The organism is Janthinobacterium sp. C22 (assembly GCF_057919405.1).
The window spans coordinates 4,453,476-4,469,171 of the sequence record NZ_CP193659.1 but is presented as its reverse complement, the minus strand read 5'-3'; the positions used below and the strand labels follow the sequence as shown (position 1 = coordinate 4,469,171).

At 56.8% G+C, this 15,696-nt stretch carries 12 protein-coding genes and 3 pseudogenes; 7 read left to right on the top strand and 8 right to left on the bottom strand.

Features of this window, described 5'->3' with window-relative positions:
• The 4 genes from ACRHIG_RS20870 to ACRHIG_RS20855 all read left to right on the top strand — a co-directional run bounded on the left by ACRHIG_RS20870 (nucleotide 1) and on the right by ACRHIG_RS20855 (nucleotide 2,160).
• Complete coding sequence (locus tag ACRHIG_RS20870) at nucleotides 1-504, top strand: DUF4123 domain-containing protein (RefSeq protein WP_489627758.1); 504 nt, start codon at nucleotides 1-3, stop codon at nucleotides 502-504.
• Complete coding sequence (locus ACRHIG_RS20865; RefSeq protein ID WP_489627757.1) at nucleotides 491-832, top strand: hypothetical protein; 342 nt, start codon at nucleotides 491-493, stop codon at nucleotides 830-832. Before ACRHIG_RS20870 ends, ACRHIG_RS20865 begins: the two co-directional genes overlap by 14 nt.
• A 226-nt stretch (nucleotides 833-1,058) precedes the next feature.
• A complete protein-coding gene (locus ACRHIG_RS20860) occupies nucleotides 1,059-1,424 on the top strand; it encodes a Tox-REase-5 domain-containing protein (RefSeq protein ID WP_369123279.1) in 366 nt (121 codons plus the stop codon).
• A 19-nt stretch (nucleotides 1,425-1,443) separates the two neighbouring features.
• Nucleotides 1,444-2,160, top strand: coding sequence for an immunity 52 family protein (locus ACRHIG_RS20855; RefSeq protein ID WP_489627756.1), 717 nt, complete (start codon nucleotides 1,444-1,446; stop codon nucleotides 2,158-2,160).
• An 82-nt stretch (nucleotides 2,161-2,242) separates the two neighbouring features.
• On the opposite strand, the pseudogene ACRHIG_RS20850 reads toward ACRHIG_RS20855, so the two are convergent.
• The 5 genes and pseudogenes from ACRHIG_RS20850 to ACRHIG_RS20830 form a co-directional block, all read right to left on the bottom strand.
• Nucleotides 2,243-3,044, bottom strand: a pseudogene (locus ACRHIG_RS20850) (IS5 family transposase).
• 229 nt (nucleotides 3,045-3,273) lie between these two features.
• A protein-coding gene (locus ACRHIG_RS20845; RefSeq protein ID WP_489627755.1) for an IS3 family transposase occupies nucleotides 3,274-4,436 on the bottom strand; the annotation gives its coding sequence in 2 pieces (ribosomal slippage) (nucleotides 3,274-4,181 and nucleotides 4,181-4,436; 1,164 coding nt in all).
• Between the two features lie 201 nt (nucleotides 4,437-4,637).
• The gene (locus ACRHIG_RS20840; RefSeq protein ID WP_139176070.1) at nucleotides 4,638-4,985 is read right to left on the bottom strand and encodes a hypothetical protein; all 348 of its coding nucleotides are present in this window, start codon (nucleotides 4,983-4,985) and stop codon (nucleotides 4,638-4,640) included.
• Between the two features lie 134 nt (nucleotides 4,986-5,119).
• Nucleotides 5,120-5,296 (bottom strand): annotated as a pseudogene (locus ACRHIG_RS20835) (transposase); the annotation flags it as partial.
• Nucleotides 5,297-5,315: 19 nt separating this feature from the next.
• A complete protein-coding gene (locus tag ACRHIG_RS20830; RefSeq protein WP_489627754.1) occupies nucleotides 5,316-6,974 on the bottom strand; it encodes a glycoside hydrolase family 13 protein in 1,659 nt (552 codons plus the stop codon).
• 477 nt (nucleotides 6,975-7,451) lie between these two features.
• On the opposite strand from ACRHIG_RS20830, the gene ACRHIG_RS20825 reads away from it, so the two are divergent.
• Both ACRHIG_RS20825 and ACRHIG_RS20820 read left to right on the top strand, forming a co-directional pair.
• Nucleotides 7,452-8,399 carry an ATP-binding protein gene (locus ACRHIG_RS20825; RefSeq protein WP_489627753.1) on the top strand — a complete coding sequence of 316 codons (948 nt, stop codon included), beginning with the start codon at nucleotides 7,452-7,454 and terminating at the stop codon, nucleotides 8,397-8,399.
• 29 nt (nucleotides 8,400-8,428) lie between these two features.
• Nucleotides 8,429-8,626: a DUF8462 domain-containing protein gene (locus ACRHIG_RS20820; protein ID WP_489630851.1), complete on the top strand. Its 198-nt coding sequence runs from the start codon at nucleotides 8,429-8,431 to the stop codon at nucleotides 8,624-8,626.
• Nucleotides 8,627-8,843: 217 nt separating this feature from the next.
• Here the strand turns inward: ACRHIG_RS20820 and ACRHIG_RS20815 are convergent.
• From ACRHIG_RS20815 to imuA, 3 genes and pseudogenes are all read right to left on the bottom strand, one after another.
• Nucleotides 8,844-11,990 (bottom strand): annotated as a pseudogene (locus ACRHIG_RS20815) (error-prone DNA polymerase).
• A gap of 2 nt (nucleotides 11,991-11,992) precedes the next feature.
• Nucleotides 11,993-13,378 (bottom strand): Y-family DNA polymerase, encoded by a 1,386-nt coding sequence (locus ACRHIG_RS20810; protein WP_489627752.1) that lies wholly within the window; start codon nucleotides 13,376-13,378, stop codon nucleotides 11,993-11,995.
• 16 nt (nucleotides 13,379-13,394) lie between these two features.
• On the bottom strand, nucleotides 13,395-14,138 hold the full coding sequence (gene imuA / locus ACRHIG_RS20805; RefSeq protein WP_489627751.1) for a translesion DNA synthesis-associated protein ImuA: 744 nt from the start codon (nucleotides 14,136-14,138) through the stop codon (nucleotides 13,395-13,397).
• An 824-nt stretch (nucleotides 14,139-14,962) separates the two neighbouring features.
• Here imuA and ACRHIG_RS20800 point away from each other — a divergent pair.
• Nucleotides 14,963-15,673 (top strand): PspA/IM30 family protein, encoded by a 711-nt coding sequence (locus ACRHIG_RS20800; protein ID WP_489627750.1) that lies wholly within the window; start codon nucleotides 14,963-14,965, stop codon nucleotides 15,671-15,673.
• Nucleotides 15,674-15,696: the final 23 nt, after the last annotated feature.

Sequence of the window (15,696 nt, the reverse complement as noted above, 5' to 3'; positions counted from 1 at the left end):
ATGTTGCTCGACGTCACAGAACGCCTGAATCAACTTCAACAATATCAATCGGCGTTGTGCCTGTACGCACTGGTCGACGGTGTTCAATATGAGACACGCCGCCAAGCACGCCTGATGCAGGATGCGACGTGCCATTCGCTGTTCACCGGCACACCCGATGCGGCGCTTGCGCATGCTGGCCCGTGGTTGGTCGACGTGGCGAGATCGACGCCTTCCTTTGTTGAGGATCTGGCCGTACTTGAGCACGAGGCGTCTTCTGTTACCTGGCTGTTCGCCGTACAGGACCTCGGTGGCCTGGCGCAACTGCTGCAATTACACTTGGAAACACGGCTACCGGACGGCCGCGCAGCGCTGCTTCGCTTTTGGGATCCGCGCGTGTTGGTGAAGCTGGCACAAATACTTGAGCCGGCACAGCGGGAGGCGATGTTTGGTCATATTCACGAATGGCACTTGCTGCTCGACGGCAAGCGGGCAATCATAGGGAGGCGCGATGCTGACGTTTAGCGAGGAGCAATGGCGTGCCGTCCAGACGGGCGACATGAGCGATTTCGTCATCGCAGTGGCGGACCAATTTTTGGCCAAGCGTGCCGACATGGCAAGCCAGCCAGGCCGGGCGACCGTGATCGAGCGCATGCTGGCGGCGTACACCTACGCCATTCGAATCGGTTTCAGGTCCACGCCGCATATCGTACATCTGATGTACCTGTCAGCCGACGCGCCCGGGATCCATGACGACCCGCTGGTCGATGCCTACCTGCGCAAGCCCGGCGCCACGCCGGAGCAGCGGTTCGACGAACTGATCGCTGTAATGGATAAAAAACTGGAAGGTTAGTAATAATGGGTGCGCTACCGATATTGGTGATACCAGCAGTCGTGGAGAAAATTTTGTTAGCCTTGGGTGTCGCCGCCGCAGGTGCCGTGATCACGGACGAGGCATTGCGCAAACGCAAAAAAGAGGCAGAAGAGGCAAAAGACGCCCGCGTCACCCCCTCGCGCGTGCCGAGACGCGAAGCGATACCAAAGAAAGATGTCGGTGCCCGCCAGACAAGGGTACGCTTATGGCTGTTCCACACAGCATGTCGCCAGCCGCACGCGATTACCAAGCCCGGATTACTGGCTTCCTGATTGGCATGGAATGGGTGTTTGAAGGAAAGGACTTTGACGGCTTCCAATCCCGCCTGTGCTTGTTGCAGGAAGCAAAAGCGGATTATGACCAGTTTTTTAAGGAAAACGGTGAACTTAGATACGATTTTCAAAAAAGTATCTTCCAGAACATGGTATTGAAACAGGCCACCGCTCAGTCCAATATTGTCAAAAATAACCCTCCAGCCTCGCTTAGCTGGTACTTTCAAACGCCACTCGCGTATGAACACATGCTGCCCAGTCTAAGTGCATTGGGTATTACCACTTATTACACTCCATAATATTATGATAATAAAATCCTTGTTCAAACGCGATGCAGCGAACACATCCATTGCGTTCCGACCTTCCGTCCAAAAAATCGCGACGATTGTCCGCTTCTTGCAAAAAACTGAGGCGTTTGGAAAGAACTGGTTTCTGTCGAAAGAGACAGAAGCAGAGTCGTTTCTGTATCCTGTTTTCGATGCCTCGGGAGAGCTTACTACTGCGGCCGAAGCCGTACTCGAGGCCGAGTTTAAGGATGAGAAATTTCGATATCTCAGTGCTTGGAATGGCGAACTCGGAGACGGCGAGGGCGCGAGTATTGCGCTTGGGTTCAGCGACAGTGAGTGGCCCTCTAGGAGTCTGGAAATCAGCGATCAAGGCGTCGGCGCAAAACGGCTTGGTATTGATGGCGTGAAAGAGATGCTGTCCATTATCGCGAGGTCCCTGCGGCCGGTATTGATTACGGTTGCACGTAATCAGTATTTTAAAAAACAGGTCTTCAAGGATCGTCCCGGTGTTGGCTGGATGTTGTACCTGCCGCGCATACTCACGGTCCAACAGGTGCCAGAGGCACGCGCTTTAGTGCCCGTGATGGCGATGGATGAGCAAGGTAAAGACAAACAGATCGGCACCATCATCGTGAGTGTCACCGACGAGCCTTTCAATGATGAGAATCCTGAGCACGTCAAGATCGCTAATGCCATTGAAATTCGTCTCGTCGATCAGGACTTGCTGCCTCGTTATGTCGATATTTGACGAAGGATAACTCACTTCGATGGTACGAAAATATCCTGCCATGCAGGGGATAATCACTGTTCGACAACAAGGTTAAGAACGCCTAACAAAACCGCTGAATGTATCTCCAGCAGATAAGTATGCAGGCAAGCGAGAGGAATGCCTGGTGGATATCGGCACGGCGCTCGTAGCGGATGCGTAATCGGCGGAAGCGGTGCAGCCAACCCAGTGTGCGTTCGACCACCCAGCGCCATTTACCCAGGCGTTCGCGCGACTCGATGCCATAGCGGGCTATGCGTGGAGCGATGCCACGGCTGCGCAACCAGGCCCGATGGCACGCTAAGCATAGGCCTTGTCGACATGCAGTTTGGCAGGACGTTTGCGTGGACGGCCAGCAAGACCTGCTACTGAAGGGACGGCTTCAAGCAGGGAAACCAGCATGCGGGAATCATGTACCTGAGCCCCTGATATGCTCGCCACCAGAGGCAGACCGCGTTGATCGACGAGCAGATGGTGCTTGCAACCGAGCTTGCCGCGGTCGGTGGGATTGGGGCCGGTATGCTGTCCGCCGAGGGGGATGGCACGCTGGCCGAGTCGACACTGGCGCGTTCCCATTGAATCTGGTCGTATTCCCGCAAGTGCTGCAGCATGGTGTCATGGATGCGTTGCCAGCTACCTGCCTGTTGCCATGCATGCAGGCGCCGCCAGCAACTCATGCCGCTGCCGCAGCCCAGTTCACGGGGAAGATATTCCCAAGGCAAGCCTGTCTTGAGCACGAACAGGATGCCGGTCAAAGCGGCGCGGTCGTCAATGCGAGGGCGCCCACCTTTGGGGGAAGGAGGATATGCTGGTAGCAATGGCTGAATCAGCGCCCACAGGTCGTCAGGAAGAAGAGCTTTAGCCATGGCGCGGCTCCCGAAAACAATGTCAGGTGGGTTTGACCAGCTTCGGGGCCGTTTGTTTCTCTGGACGACGTTTTGTTAGGCGCTCTAAATCATGCAAGTAATCTTCATGAATTGTCATAGTAAGGTTCTCCGAGAAAAGATCATAGACCTTTTAGTACATCCTTGGCGATCGACATTAGTTCACGATGGCGAATAATGTCTTGCCCCCAATGGTGAAGAAGTGTAGTGGTCAACCCATCCCGGACACTACGTTAAGTTTTTCTTCGGCGACGGCCGGTGCCAGTCCCTGGTTGAACTGATGTGGCCGTATCCAGTTATACCGGTGCATCAGGTAATGGCTAATGTCCCGTTGTGCTTCCTGTGCCGTCATGTAACCAGTTGACGGCAGCCATTCCGTTTTGAAGCTGCGGAACAGCCGTTCCATCGGGGAGTTATCCCAGCAATTTCCCCGCCGGCTCATGCTCTGTCGTATCCGATAGCGCCATAAGCGCTGACGGAATTTTCGACTGGCGTACTGGCTACCTTGATCCGAATGCAACAGTAGGCCCTGTGGTCGACCTCGCTGCTCGTAAGCCATTTCCAGCGCTTGCACAACAAGGTCAGCGTCGGGTCGTAGCGAGAATGCCCAGTCCACCGCTCGGCGAGCGAACAAATCCAACACCACTGCCAAGTAATACCATCGGCCTTGCGCCCAGACATAGGTGATGTCCCCGCACCAGACCTGATTTGGCGCCGCCACTGTGAATTCACGATTGAGGTGGTTTGGAATATCGACCCGCTCCACCGTAGCCTGCTTATAGGCATGGCTGCCAGGTTGTTTGCAGACCAGCCCCAACTCTTCCATCAAACGACTGACTTTGAAGCGGCCAATTGCCGTGCCTTCCTCACGCATCATGCCCATGATACTGCGGCTTCCCGCCGAACTGCGACTCTCGACGAACAGCTCGTGCACGCGGCTACGCAATGCCATGCGCTCAACATCAATGTGCCGGGTGCGCTCCCGATATGCATACAGGCATGACCGTGCTACGTCGAACACCGCGCAGATCAACTCGATTGATTCGTCACCACAAATCTGATCGATTACCTCGTACGTTCTATCCCTTCCGACATCAAGAGCGCGGTAGCCTTTTTTAAAATGGACTTCTCCCGCTCGAGACGCTCAATGCGTGCTTCGAGTTCCTGTATTCGCTGCTGATCAGGCGTCATTGCCTTACTCTGTGGCGTGATGCCATGCCGCTCCAACTGAAGCTGCTGCACCCAGCGGCGCAGCACTGATTCGCCGATGCCCACCGACCGGCTTGCCTCCGTATGGCTATATCCTTGATCCAGTACCAGGCATGCTGCCTGCTGTTTGAACTCAGGGGAAAACGTACGTCTTTGCTTGCTCATCAAACACCTCTCCATGGCGAGCATTCTCGCCTAAATCAGTGTCCGGGTACATTAAACCACTACACAGACCCAACACGACCCATCGTTTTTTCATCTTTCAAGAACTATGAATCAGAAGAGTTTAAGCGACGGGTGGCAATTCACCCCTTCCAAAATGAGTGTCAGCAACTGGATTGCGAATTAAACGATGGCCACGAGACGCTACCTTAGCCGGAAAAAATAATCCCCTTGAAAATTCAGCTTAACATTTTCTTCGGAGTCAAACATGAAGGTGATCTCTGGAAATTCAGAAAAACCATAGCGGACTTTGGTGGCATTCAGTTCATGAACGAATTTTCGCTGCAACCATTCATTAATGCCGTTTTCTTGATTCCATTGCACATCAGTGTCATTTTGATAAAAAAATAAAACCACCAGTTCTCTATCCCATTCCTCTGACGTAGTAATCAATTCAGTATTCTTGAAGCTCACCCCTTTCAAGCGAGCAGCTAGAATAACTTCGTTCAGCGCAAGCTCAATGGCAGAATACGGTGGATACGGATGCTTCATATTGCTCCAAACTACGACGATGGCAAGTTACCAAATAAAAAAATTGGAATGTGGCTCACCGCTGTATACCACACCTTACTCGGTTCAGTCTTATTAACCAATATCGATGCCAAGACAAGATAGACTAAGAAGGCCTAAGAAAATCTCCGACTATATCGCCAGCAGATGAGTATGCAGGCAAGCGAGAGAAACGCCCGGTGGATATTGGCACGGCGTTCGTAGCGGATGCGTAATCGGCGGAAGTGGTGCAGCCAGTCCAGTGTGCGTTCGACCACCCAGCGCCATTTACCCAGACGATCGCGCGACTCGATGTGATTGCACAGCAACGTTTTACCCGCGCCCCGCCTCACACTCATACGCGATCGCAAACGATTCGTATGGCTGCAGGCTGAGGTGGTCGGTCAAGCTGTCACGCTTGGCATAGTTGCTGATCAAGCCTTGCCCGGCAATGCCGTGCAGCATCGCCGGCAGATCCAGTTCGACGTGTTCGCCGGAGAAGTTGTTGACGACAACCAGCTGTTGGCTTCCCAAGCTGCGCCGGTAGGCGAATACCTGCGGGTGCTGCTCCAGCAACGGCAGGTATTGTCCGTAAACCATGACGTCCCAGTCCTTACGCAGTTCGATCAGCTTCTGGTAGTGGAAGAAGACCGAATCGGGTTGTTCCAGCGCGGCCGCGACGTTGATCTCGGGGTAGTTTGGATTCAGCTTTAGCCATGGCGTGCCAGTACTGAAGCCGGCGTTGTGTGTGCTGTTCCACTGCATTGGGGTGCGTGCATTGTCCCGCCCGTTGGCGTGGATGCCGGCCATCATCGTTTCCGGTGACACGCCGGCGGCCATGCGTTCGTGGTAGAGGTTGAGTGATTCGATGTCGCGATAGTCCTCGATGGAATCGAAACGGACATTGGTCATGCCTATTTCCTCGCCTTGATAGACGTAAGGGGTGCCCTTGAGAAAATGTAGCGCGGTGGCCAGCATCTTGGCCGACTCGACCCGATAGCGGCCGGGATCGCCGTATTTAGATACGGCGCGCGGCAGGTCGTGGTTATTCCAGAACAGCGAGTTCCAGCCGGCATCGGCCAGCTTGGTTTGCCACTTACTGATGATCTGCTTGAATTCGATCAGATCGAACGGCCGCGGCTTCCATTTTCCCTCCTTGGCATCGTGGGTCATTGTGATGTGCTCAAACTGGAAGACCATCGATAGCTCCTGACGCGCCGGGTCGGAATACAGCTTGGCGGTCTCCGGGGTGGCGCTCCACGTCTCGCCCACCGTGACTACATCGCGTGCGGCCAGGGTCGCTTGGTGCATTTGCTGCAGCAGCGGGTGCAGTTGTGTGCCGTTGGCGATAATCTGCTGGTCGACCTGTTTGCCGATGAGATCGATCACATCCATGCGGAAGCCGCCGATGCCCTTGTCCAGCCACCAGTTCATCATGCGATGCACCTCTTCCTGTACTCGGGGATTTTCCCAGTTCAGGTCCGGTTGTCGTTTCGAGAACAGATGGAAGTAATATTCACCGCTGGCGGCATCGTATTCCCATGCACTCCCGCCAAAATACGAACATTGCTGGTCGGGCGGGGAGCCATCGGCGCCTGCATTGCGCCAGATGTAGTAGTCACGGTAGGGGCTATCCTTGGATTTCTTCGCCTCGACGAACCAAGCATGCTCGTCAGAGGTGTGGTTGACCACAAGATCCATCAGGATACGGATGTCGCGCTTGGCCGCCTCTGCGATCAGCTGCTCCATCTCGGCCAATGTGCCGAATTCAGCGGCGATATCCTGATAGTCGGAGATGTCATAGCCGTTATCGTCCATCGGCGACCGGTACACCGGCGACAGCCAGATCAGGTTGATTCCCAGATGTTGCAGGTAGTCCAGTCTGCCGATGATGCCGGCCAGATCACCGACCCCATCGTGATTGCTGTCTTGAAAACTACGTGGGTAGATCTGATACACGACGGCGTTATGCCACCATTGCTTATCCAACATGATTATCTTTCTCGCTTATGGATTGGCGGCACTGTCTTGCAACGTGCCAAGGGATCGCCAGGGGAGGGCAGACCCGATCTCGTCGTTGGATTAGGCAGCGACGAGATCGCACACCACGACCCTGGCAGGACACCCAGGCCCAACACGACCCATCGGCTTTTCATCTTTCAAGAACTATGGATCAGGACTGGCTAAACTAGCGGTGGCGATTCACCATGTAGACGTTGACGACGTCATCGCTATCAACCTCCAAAACGTGAACCTGCAACACAAGCTCGCTGCGGCTGCGGCTGCATCAGTCGGATATAACATCTTCGCCATCGCTTATGGCCGAAAAGGCTAATCCGTACCGATGAAAAAAGAAGCCCGCTGGAACTTTCTACAAGGATAGAAGTCTAACAAAATCTACTAAAGTATAAGCATGTATAACGTGAAGACCTTATACTTTACTAGAATTTCCTATCAATGGAGGTTTGCATGGACCCCGTAAAAAACCCTTTCGCACCCGGCGCAGGTAGCCGCCCACCGGAACTCGCAGGGCGACAGGCGATTATCAATGATGCGCGCGTGGCTATCGATCGAGCCCTGCTTGGAAGACCTAGCCGATCTCAAGTGTTCCTGGGCCTTCGTGGCGTAGGTAAAACCGTACTTCTGAATGCTGTTGAGACCATGGCCAACGAGCGCGGCCATCTAACTTCCAGCATCGAAGCGCCGGAAAGTAAGCCGCTAGGAGAATTGCTTTTGCCGCGCGTACATCAGGTGCTACGCAAGCTCTCTCTTATCGACAATGCTAAAGGCAAAGCATACGAGGCACTGCGTGCGCTACGATCCTTTGCCGCTGTGTTCAATTTTGAATACGGAGACATGTCAATCTCCGTCGATCCCGAAGTAGGAGTAGCAGACAGTGGCGACCTGGAGAACGATCTTCCTGAGTTGTTCGTACGTATTGGCGAAGCTGCAAAAGCCGCAGGAAAGGCTTGGACGCTCCTCATTGACGAGCTCCAGTACCTTAGCCAGAAGGATCTGGCAGCTCTCATCGTTTCGCTCCACAAGATCAATCAGAGTGAGCTCCCCGTCTTGTTTTTCGGTGCCGGATTACCCCAAGTAGCAGCATTATCTGGCGAAGCCAAATCCTATGCAGAGAGATTATTCCACTTCCCAGAGGTCGGTGCCCTGTCTGAAGTCGATGCCAAGGCAGCCATCCGACAACCTGTAAATGAAGAAGGTGCAGTGATTGATGAGGGGGCTCTAACCGAAATATTCCTTAAAACCAAAGGCTACCCTTACTTTTTACAGGAATGGGGCCACCAATCCTGGAACCTTGCCGTCGGGGATACGATCACCCTTCATGACGCAAGACAGGCAGAAGCAACTACCCTGAAGCGTCTGGATGAAGGCTTTTTAAGGTGCGTTTCGATCGATTAACTCCGAAAGAGCGCGAGTATGTCATCGCTATGGCAAGGTTAGGGAACGGGCCATACCGCTCTTCAGATGTGGCCGACGCGCTCGGTGAATCCTCGCAAAGCCTAGGGCCGCGCCGTGCCCAGATAATAAGCAAAGGAATGATCTACAGCCCATCTCACGGAGACATCGCATTCACTGTTCCGATGTTTAATGACTATCTCACTCGCAATTTGGCCAATCTTGGCTGACCGGAGCCTTGTCCTCATGCCTGCCCAGATCCCTGCACGCATGCTTCACAGTATAAGACGTGACCGCCAGGGATAACGGTTGGCAAACTGCACGTGTCCGTGGCCGGGAAATATGCTTTGAATGGGCTGTTCACTGTCCCAGGCAGAGGATGCGGATTGAATCGCTACGATTGCTGTACGCACTTTGTTGCCATCATTAATTGCGCAAGGACACTCGTTAGTGAAAGTTCCTGCTCTTCGTGTCAAGCTGGCCGAGCAAATGCGAGCAATCGACCAGCCGCTTGGCGATCAAGTTGCGCACGCCACTCTTCGATTGCCAGATACCGTACACCCCCAAGAGTGAGGCATTCATCAGTTCGGCGCGCTGCTTTTCCACCAGCGTGGGCCAGACAATGATGTTGATGGTGCCAAACTCATCTTCCAGGGTGAGGAAGATCACCCCCTTGGCCGTCTCCGGCCGCTGCCGCACGGTAACAATGCCACACCCCTGGCCAGCTGGCCATCGCTGAAGGTGTTCAGGATATCCGACGGTACAAAGCGCATCTTGTTGAGCCGTTCACGCAGGAGAGCGAGTGGATGACGGCCCAGTGTCAGGCCGACATGCCGGTAGTCCGCCACGATGTCATCGGCTTCCGTGGGCGGCGCCAGCTCCAGCACGGGTTCGGCAATGGTCGTCGCACGCATCAAATCCCGCTCCGGCACGCTCGCCGCGGCATCCCACATGGCCATGCGCCGGTTGCCCGTCAGCGCTACCAGGGCGTTGGCTGACGCCAGCGCCTTCATATCCCCCGCATCGAGTTGCGCGCGCATGGCAACATCGCGTGTGTTTTTGAAGGGGCTGCAGCGCGGGCTTCCTCAATGCGCCAGGCCGCCTCTTTCACCATCCCGTTGATATTATTTAAACCAAGGCGTACCGCCAGTCTGCCGTCCGCCATCGGCTCCAGGGATGCGTCCCACCCGCTCGCGCAGACATCGACGGGTCTTACCTCGACATCGTGCCGGCGCGCGTCCTGCACCAGGGATGAACGGCTATAAAACCCCATGGGTTGGCTGTTGAGCAGGGCGGCCAGGAACTCGGCGGGATGGTGGCACTTGAGCCAGCTGCTGGCATAGGCCAGCAGGGCAAAGCTGTGCGCATGGGATTCCGGAAAACCATATTCGGCAAAGCCGCGTATCTGGCCAACAATCGACGAGGCAAACTCGATGCTGTAGCCTCGCTCGGCCATGCCGCTCATGAGTTGATCTTCGAACTGTTCCAGGCCACCTTTTCTTTTCCAGGCGGCCATGGCGCGGCGCAGGCGGTCGGCTTCACCTGCCGTAAATCCCGCCGCCGTCATGGCGATCGACATGACCTGCTCCTGGAAGATCGGCACCCCGAGCGTGCGCCGCAGCACCGCCTCGATCTCCGGGCTTGGATAGGTCACTGCTTCCAGACCCTGGCGCCGGCGCAGGTACGGATTGATCATGCCGCCTTGGATGGGCCCTGGCCGGATGATCGCCACCTCGATGACGAGGTCATAGAACTCGCGCGGCTGCATGCGCGGCAGCATCGACATCTGCGCCCGCGATTCGATCTGAAACACGCCGACGGTGTCCGCTTTAGAGATCATCTGGTACGTGGCAGTATCCTCATGGGGAATATCGCCCAGTTCAAAACGCTCGCCACGCTGCTCCGAGATCAAGGCCAGGGCGCGGGCAATACACGACAGCATGCCCAGCGCCAGAATGTCGATTTTTAAAAGGCCCAGTTCATCGATGTCATCTTTATCCCATTGAATCACGGTGCGCTCGGGCATGGCGGCGTTTTCAATCGGTACCAGGCGGGAGAGGGGGCCGCGCGAAATGACGAAGCCGCCCGGATGCTGGGAAAGATGACGTGGAAAACGCATCAGGCGCTCGGCAATTGCTGCCCATTTTTCGGCGATCGGGGAGTGCGGATCGAGTCCGCAGGTGGTAAGACGCTGCTGCAGGTCAGCCCGCCCGCCCCAGCTATGCGAGGCCTTGGCCACCTTGTCGACCACCGATAGATCCACGCCCAGCGCGCGCCCTACATCGCGCAGGACACTGCGCGGGCGGTAGGAAATGACGACGGCAGTCAGGGCTGCTCGCATGCGGCCGTACTTGCGATAGATGTATTGAATCACCTCCTCGCGCCGCTGGTGTTCGAAGTCCACGTCGATGTCGGGCGGTTCATCGCGCTCGCGTGAGATAAAGCGCTCGAAGAGCAGGGTGCCGCGCGAGGGATCGACTTCGGTGATGCCGAGGCAGTAGCACACAGCCGAATTCGCCGCCGATCCGCGCCCCTGGCAGAGGATTTTTGCGAGCGGGCAAAGCGCACGATGTCAAATACCGTCAAAAAATACGGTTCGTACTGCATGTCGCCGATCAAATCCAGCTCATACTCGAGCTGTGCCTGCACGTTGTCTGGAATGGCGTGCGGGTAGCGCCAGTGCGCCCCAATATAGGCTTGTTCGCGCAGGTAGTTGGCGGGGGTCTGCCCCTCGGGCACGATCTCGCCTGGATATTCATAGCGCAGTTCATCAAGCGAGAAGGTGCAGCGCTGGGCCACGCGCAGGGTTTCATCGAGGGCGTCGCGCGGATACAGGTTACCCAGCCGTAAACGCGAACGCAGATGCGCTTCGGCATTCGAAGCCAGCTGATAGCCGCATTGCGCCACCGGCGTATTCAGACGAATCGCAGTCATGGTGTCCTGGATGATTTTCATCGAGCGCAGGTGCATGACAACATCGCCCGTGGCCACCACCGGCAGGCTGAACTCGGCGCCGATGGCTTCGACCATGGCGCGGTGCCGGTCATCCTGTGCGCGGTGGTGTAACGTCAAAGCGACGCGCGCGCGGCCCGGTGCGCTGCGCACCAGCCATTCGGCTTGCCGCTCGATCTCTTCATAGGGGGCGTTATATTTGGGGCACAGGATGAGCTGGCAGCCCGGCAGCCCTTTTAAGTGAGCGAGAGGCACGGTGGGGTTGGCGATGTCGCGCGGCCACACCAGGTAACTCCCCTTGTCGGCGCGTGTGCGCGCAGCGGTAATGAGCTCGCTCAGGTTGCCGTAGCCGTCGCGGTCCATGGCCAGGATCAGTACGATAAAAGCTGGCGTGCCGTCTTCCGGGGTCACTCTCATCTGGCTGCCAATGATCAGGTGGATGTTCCACTCCCGCGCGGCCACATGCGCCTTGACCACGCCTGCCAGGGAGCACTCGTCGGCCACGGCGATGGCCTGGTAGCCCAGCTGGGCCGCGCGCGCCACCAATTGATCGGGCGGAGAGGCGCCGTGCAGGAAGGAGTAATGGCTCATGCACTGCAGCTCGGCATAGTCGGGCAGCGTGGAAACTGGCAGTTTGTCCATGATCAGCCGAACATGCCGTGCAGGTACCAGCGGCCGTCGACTATCCGCTCCAGGTAGATCCAGTAGCAGGTGGCATCGCTTCCTTGCGCGATGTAATAGTCGCGGGCCGCGATTTGATCGTTCCACCAGCCGGCCTCAATGCGTTCCGGCCCCTTGAGCATTTTTAGTGGGGAACCATAGAAGGGACGTTCGCCGCGCAGCAGCAGCGGGATGGGTTTAGGTAGCAGCCAGAACGGGCGCTCAAACGCCTCATCCTCGGCGTTGACCGCCTTGCGCTTTTCGGTGGCGGCAGCCCAGGCATTGCTTTCCTCCGGCCGATGGTCGTGATGTTCGACAGGCGAGAGGACGTTGTCGCTGCCAAGACGGGCACTGAGTAATTCCAGCAGACGTTTATAATCGGCGGGACTGCCGCCCGGCTCGGGAAACAGGTCTTGTGTCGGCGGTGCCATTGCGGTGAGCAGGCGCGCCTCCAGGCGCAGGGCGATGACCGGGGCTACCAGTTCCGTGCGCGCCAGGCGCTCTTTCAGCAGCCGTATCAGGTGTTCATCGCGCCAGGTCGGCTCCGCCAATCCGATCTCGATCGGCGTGGGCGGGATCGCAGTCTTGCCGCGCTCATGCTCCAGCAGCAGAACAAAAACGCTCACCGCCTGCTGGCGCGCGACCAGCCAGCCGACAAATTGCTGCAGCAGGCCAGTGGCGCCGTCCAGCAGGGCATCAGCGTGTTCGATCCGGTCAAAGGTTTCGATGCGCGCAGAGAAGGTCTCGGGGATGGCGATCCATGCAAACAGTTCAGGAGCGAGCCCATAGGCACGGTCGAGCTCATCGAGCACTTGCTTGTTCATCCTGCGTTGAATGCCAGGGCGGGGCAGGCGCCGTAGCGCCGCCAGACGATCAGCACCAATGTCGGTGAGCCACTCCAGGTGATTTGCCGTGCCGGGCAGATACGCGCAGGGCATGCGATCGAGCTGGCGCTCGAGTGAGCGCATGTGCACGGTGCGCCGCAGAATGATCTGGCGTTTGGCGGGCTGCCAGCGCGACAGCAGCCAGGCCCCCATGGCCGTCGGCGCCGTGCCGAGTTGTGAAGTCACCCCAAGCGCTTGCAGGGCAGCGCGAATGCGCCGGCTGATGGCGGCGCGTCCGTTAAATAGGCGCAAGCTGGCGGTCACGTCGAGCAGCAGGCTGAAGTCGCCGGCATGCGTCACTTCCGGGGTGAACTGGAGGAGGGCGAGCGCGATGGCATTGCTGGCGATCTGTTCACGCTCAAGGCTGCGCTCCAGGATGGCGGTATCTGGCGAGACAGCCGCCACGCCGCCAGGGCGCATGCCGATACGCACGCCTTCGGCATAGGCTTGTTGCGAGACCGTGATAATGCGGCCCTTGTCGACCACCGCATACGGCCCCGGCTCACACCAGCGCGGCCTGAGGCATTCGAGAGGCAACAGTGGGAGGTGTACGCTGAACCAGAACCGCATTTTGATCGTCCAAAAATCGTTGACGGGCCGGCATGTCAGCCAGCGGGATAAAGAGTGGCGCCTCATGATGTGGGCCACGCCGTTTAACAATGTGAGTGGAAATGCCACCGGCGGCAGGGCGCAATGCCAGGCGCAACGGCGCTGGTGACGCATCTGCCGCTGCGCTCATCGGCCGGACCAGCCAGAAGAACGTCTCGGTGGTCTGTGCCGCCAGATTGAGGCGCCGCAGTGCTTCGTCGCGGATATTCGTCTGCCACAGCAATACCGCACCGCAGCTGCCATTGCGCAGGATCTGCTCCGTGGACCAGAGCGCATCGGCGGTGCTGGGGGCGCGTATCCAGAGCAGGTTCGCGCAGCTCAGGTCCATGAACTTGCAGGCGGCGGAGTTGGGCAAGTACGGCGGCTGCACCAGGGCGATCCGACGTTGTTGCGACAATTGCGCCAGCACTGGCCGTAACAAGTGCATTTCCCCGATACCAGCTTGCTGAACTAGCAACTCCGTGAAGGTCGATTGCGGCCAACCGTTGCCCGGAAGCTCGCGATCCAAGGCGCTGTGACCGGTAGTGACGGTGCTGCTTGTTCCTCGACTCAGTTCACTTGCCCGCCAGACGTCACGCAGCAGGGCGCTATTGGCCAATGCGGTGGTGCTGGTGCGTTGAAGGGGCGGTGAAAGCATGGCGACTGGCGAGCGAGGTTATTGATTAGTCTCAAACTACTGTACATAAACACAGTATAGGCTGAGAACGTCAAAAACTGCAAGGTCCATGAATTTCTTGAATTGAAACTAATAGTTGCGATGGTGCAAGAGAGTAAATAGGGAAGCATCATTTCATATTTGTTGCTGCGCAAACTTCAGTTCGAGCTGCAAGTGCCCTCGGTGTGGTGCGGCGCGCTACAAGAATGTTCGAGAACACAACCTGACCATTTTGGTTTGTTCTGAGCACTGTGGGTGGGACTATCAATGCAGTTCTGGTGGTTATGCGCCTATAGGGCCAAAGCCCGAATTTTGAATCGGAAAATCGTTCTGGGCGGATAACAGAACTGGGTTTGAGCCCAAGATGAGTGGCCGGATATTTGGAGCGTTCCTAAAGTCGGTAAGTGTCGCCAAGGCCAACCTCCTGGCTGTTGGCCTGGTCGGAGAATTTGCCGCAGGTATGTTTCGAAATCAGTGCCCAGTTTGAGGAAAATACTCAATAAAACTACTTTTCAAAGGCTCACCATCGTTCCATGCCTGGTCCATCCCCTATCTGGGCGCACGGATGCCAACCGTGCCATGCCTGCGTCGCAAGCTCCACCCTCATTTTCATCTCCCTTCCGCTACGGTTTCACGTCCTTAGATTTCTCACGAGAAAGTGAGCCTTGATCCATCGCAAAGAGCATTGTTTTTACAGGATTGAGGATTGACTTTGCAGATAGTGGGATGCACGATGGATTCGCTATGGATGCACATTGGATGCAACTATAGCGAAGTACAGATGCTCGTTATTAGGGGGAATCGACATGTTTGGATTGCTGAAAAAAATCTGGATACAACTGACCGGCGTGCTGCATGATGTCGTCGATAACAATAGTGATGTCGGACGCATGGCGCGTCAGGGCGTGCGCGAACTGGAGCAACAGATCGGCAAGGCGGAGGACAGCATAGCTGCCGTCGATGCCGAATTGCGCCTGATGAGAAAGGACCATCAAACCGCCTTGAAGGACGCAAACAAGTGGGACGAAGTTGCCCGCACGGCGGCCAACGACGGCCGCCGCGAGGAGGCTCTGGGTGCGATCAATAACCAGGTGCTGGCGGAGGAGCGCGCGCAGGCGTATGAGAAGAACGCCAACGACCTGGCACCGTCGCTCACCGTGCTGAACCAACAGCTTGCCGAGCTGCGCATGCAGAAGCAACAGCGCGATACGGCCGCCACCCTGCTTGAAGCGCGCAGCAAGGTTGCCAAGGCCAAAACCAATGCGGCGCGCACCATCGGCAATGTCGGCCAGAACCCCGGCGTAGATTTCGAGGCGCTCGATCGCAAGGTCGATCGTCAGGAGGCGACAGCTGCTGCCCTGAGCGACATGGCGAGTGCGCGCGCGGCCGTCCATCCTGAACGGCATCTTGCAGATATTCGCCGCCGCGATTCCGTCGCCGCCAAGGCCGCCAAGTTGGGCCTGTTGACGATAGAGCCGGCTTCCTCAGGGCAGATTGTCGGAGATAAACATGAGTAGGCGTTCATACCTGTCACTGCTCC

Coding starts and splice junctions, on each gene's coding strand:
- ACRHIG_RS20870 (WP_489627758.1), top strand. CDS start 1: ATGTTGCTCGACGTCACAGAACGCCTGAATCAACTTCAACAATATCAA.
- ACRHIG_RS20865 (WP_489627757.1), top strand. CDS start 491: ATGCTGACGTTTAGCGAGGAGCAATGGCGTGCCGTCCAGACGGGCGAC.
- ACRHIG_RS20860 (WP_369123279.1), top strand. CDS start 1,059: ATGGCTGTTCCACACAGCATGTCGCCAGCCGCACGCGATTACCAAGCC.
- ACRHIG_RS20840 (WP_139176070.1), bottom strand. CDS start 4,985: ATGAAGCATCCGTATCCACCGTATTCTGCCATTGAGCTTGCGCTGAAC.
- ACRHIG_RS20830 (WP_489627754.1), bottom strand. CDS start 6,974: ATGTTGGATAAGCAATGGTGGCATAACGCCGTCGTGTATCAGATCTAC.
- ACRHIG_RS20825 (WP_489627753.1), top strand. CDS start 7,452: ATGGACCCCGTAAAAAACCCTTTCGCACCCGGCGCAGGTAGCCGCCCA.
- ACRHIG_RS20820 (WP_489630851.1), top strand. CDS start 8,429: ATGGCAAGGTTAGGGAACGGGCCATACCGCTCTTCAGATGTGGCCGAC.
- imuA (WP_489627751.1), bottom strand. CDS start 14,138: ATGCTTTCACCGCCCCTTCAACGCACCAGCACCACCGCATTGGCCAAT.
- ACRHIG_RS20800 (WP_489627750.1), top strand. CDS start 14,963: ATGTTTGGATTGCTGAAAAAAATCTGGATACAACTGACCGGCGTGCTG.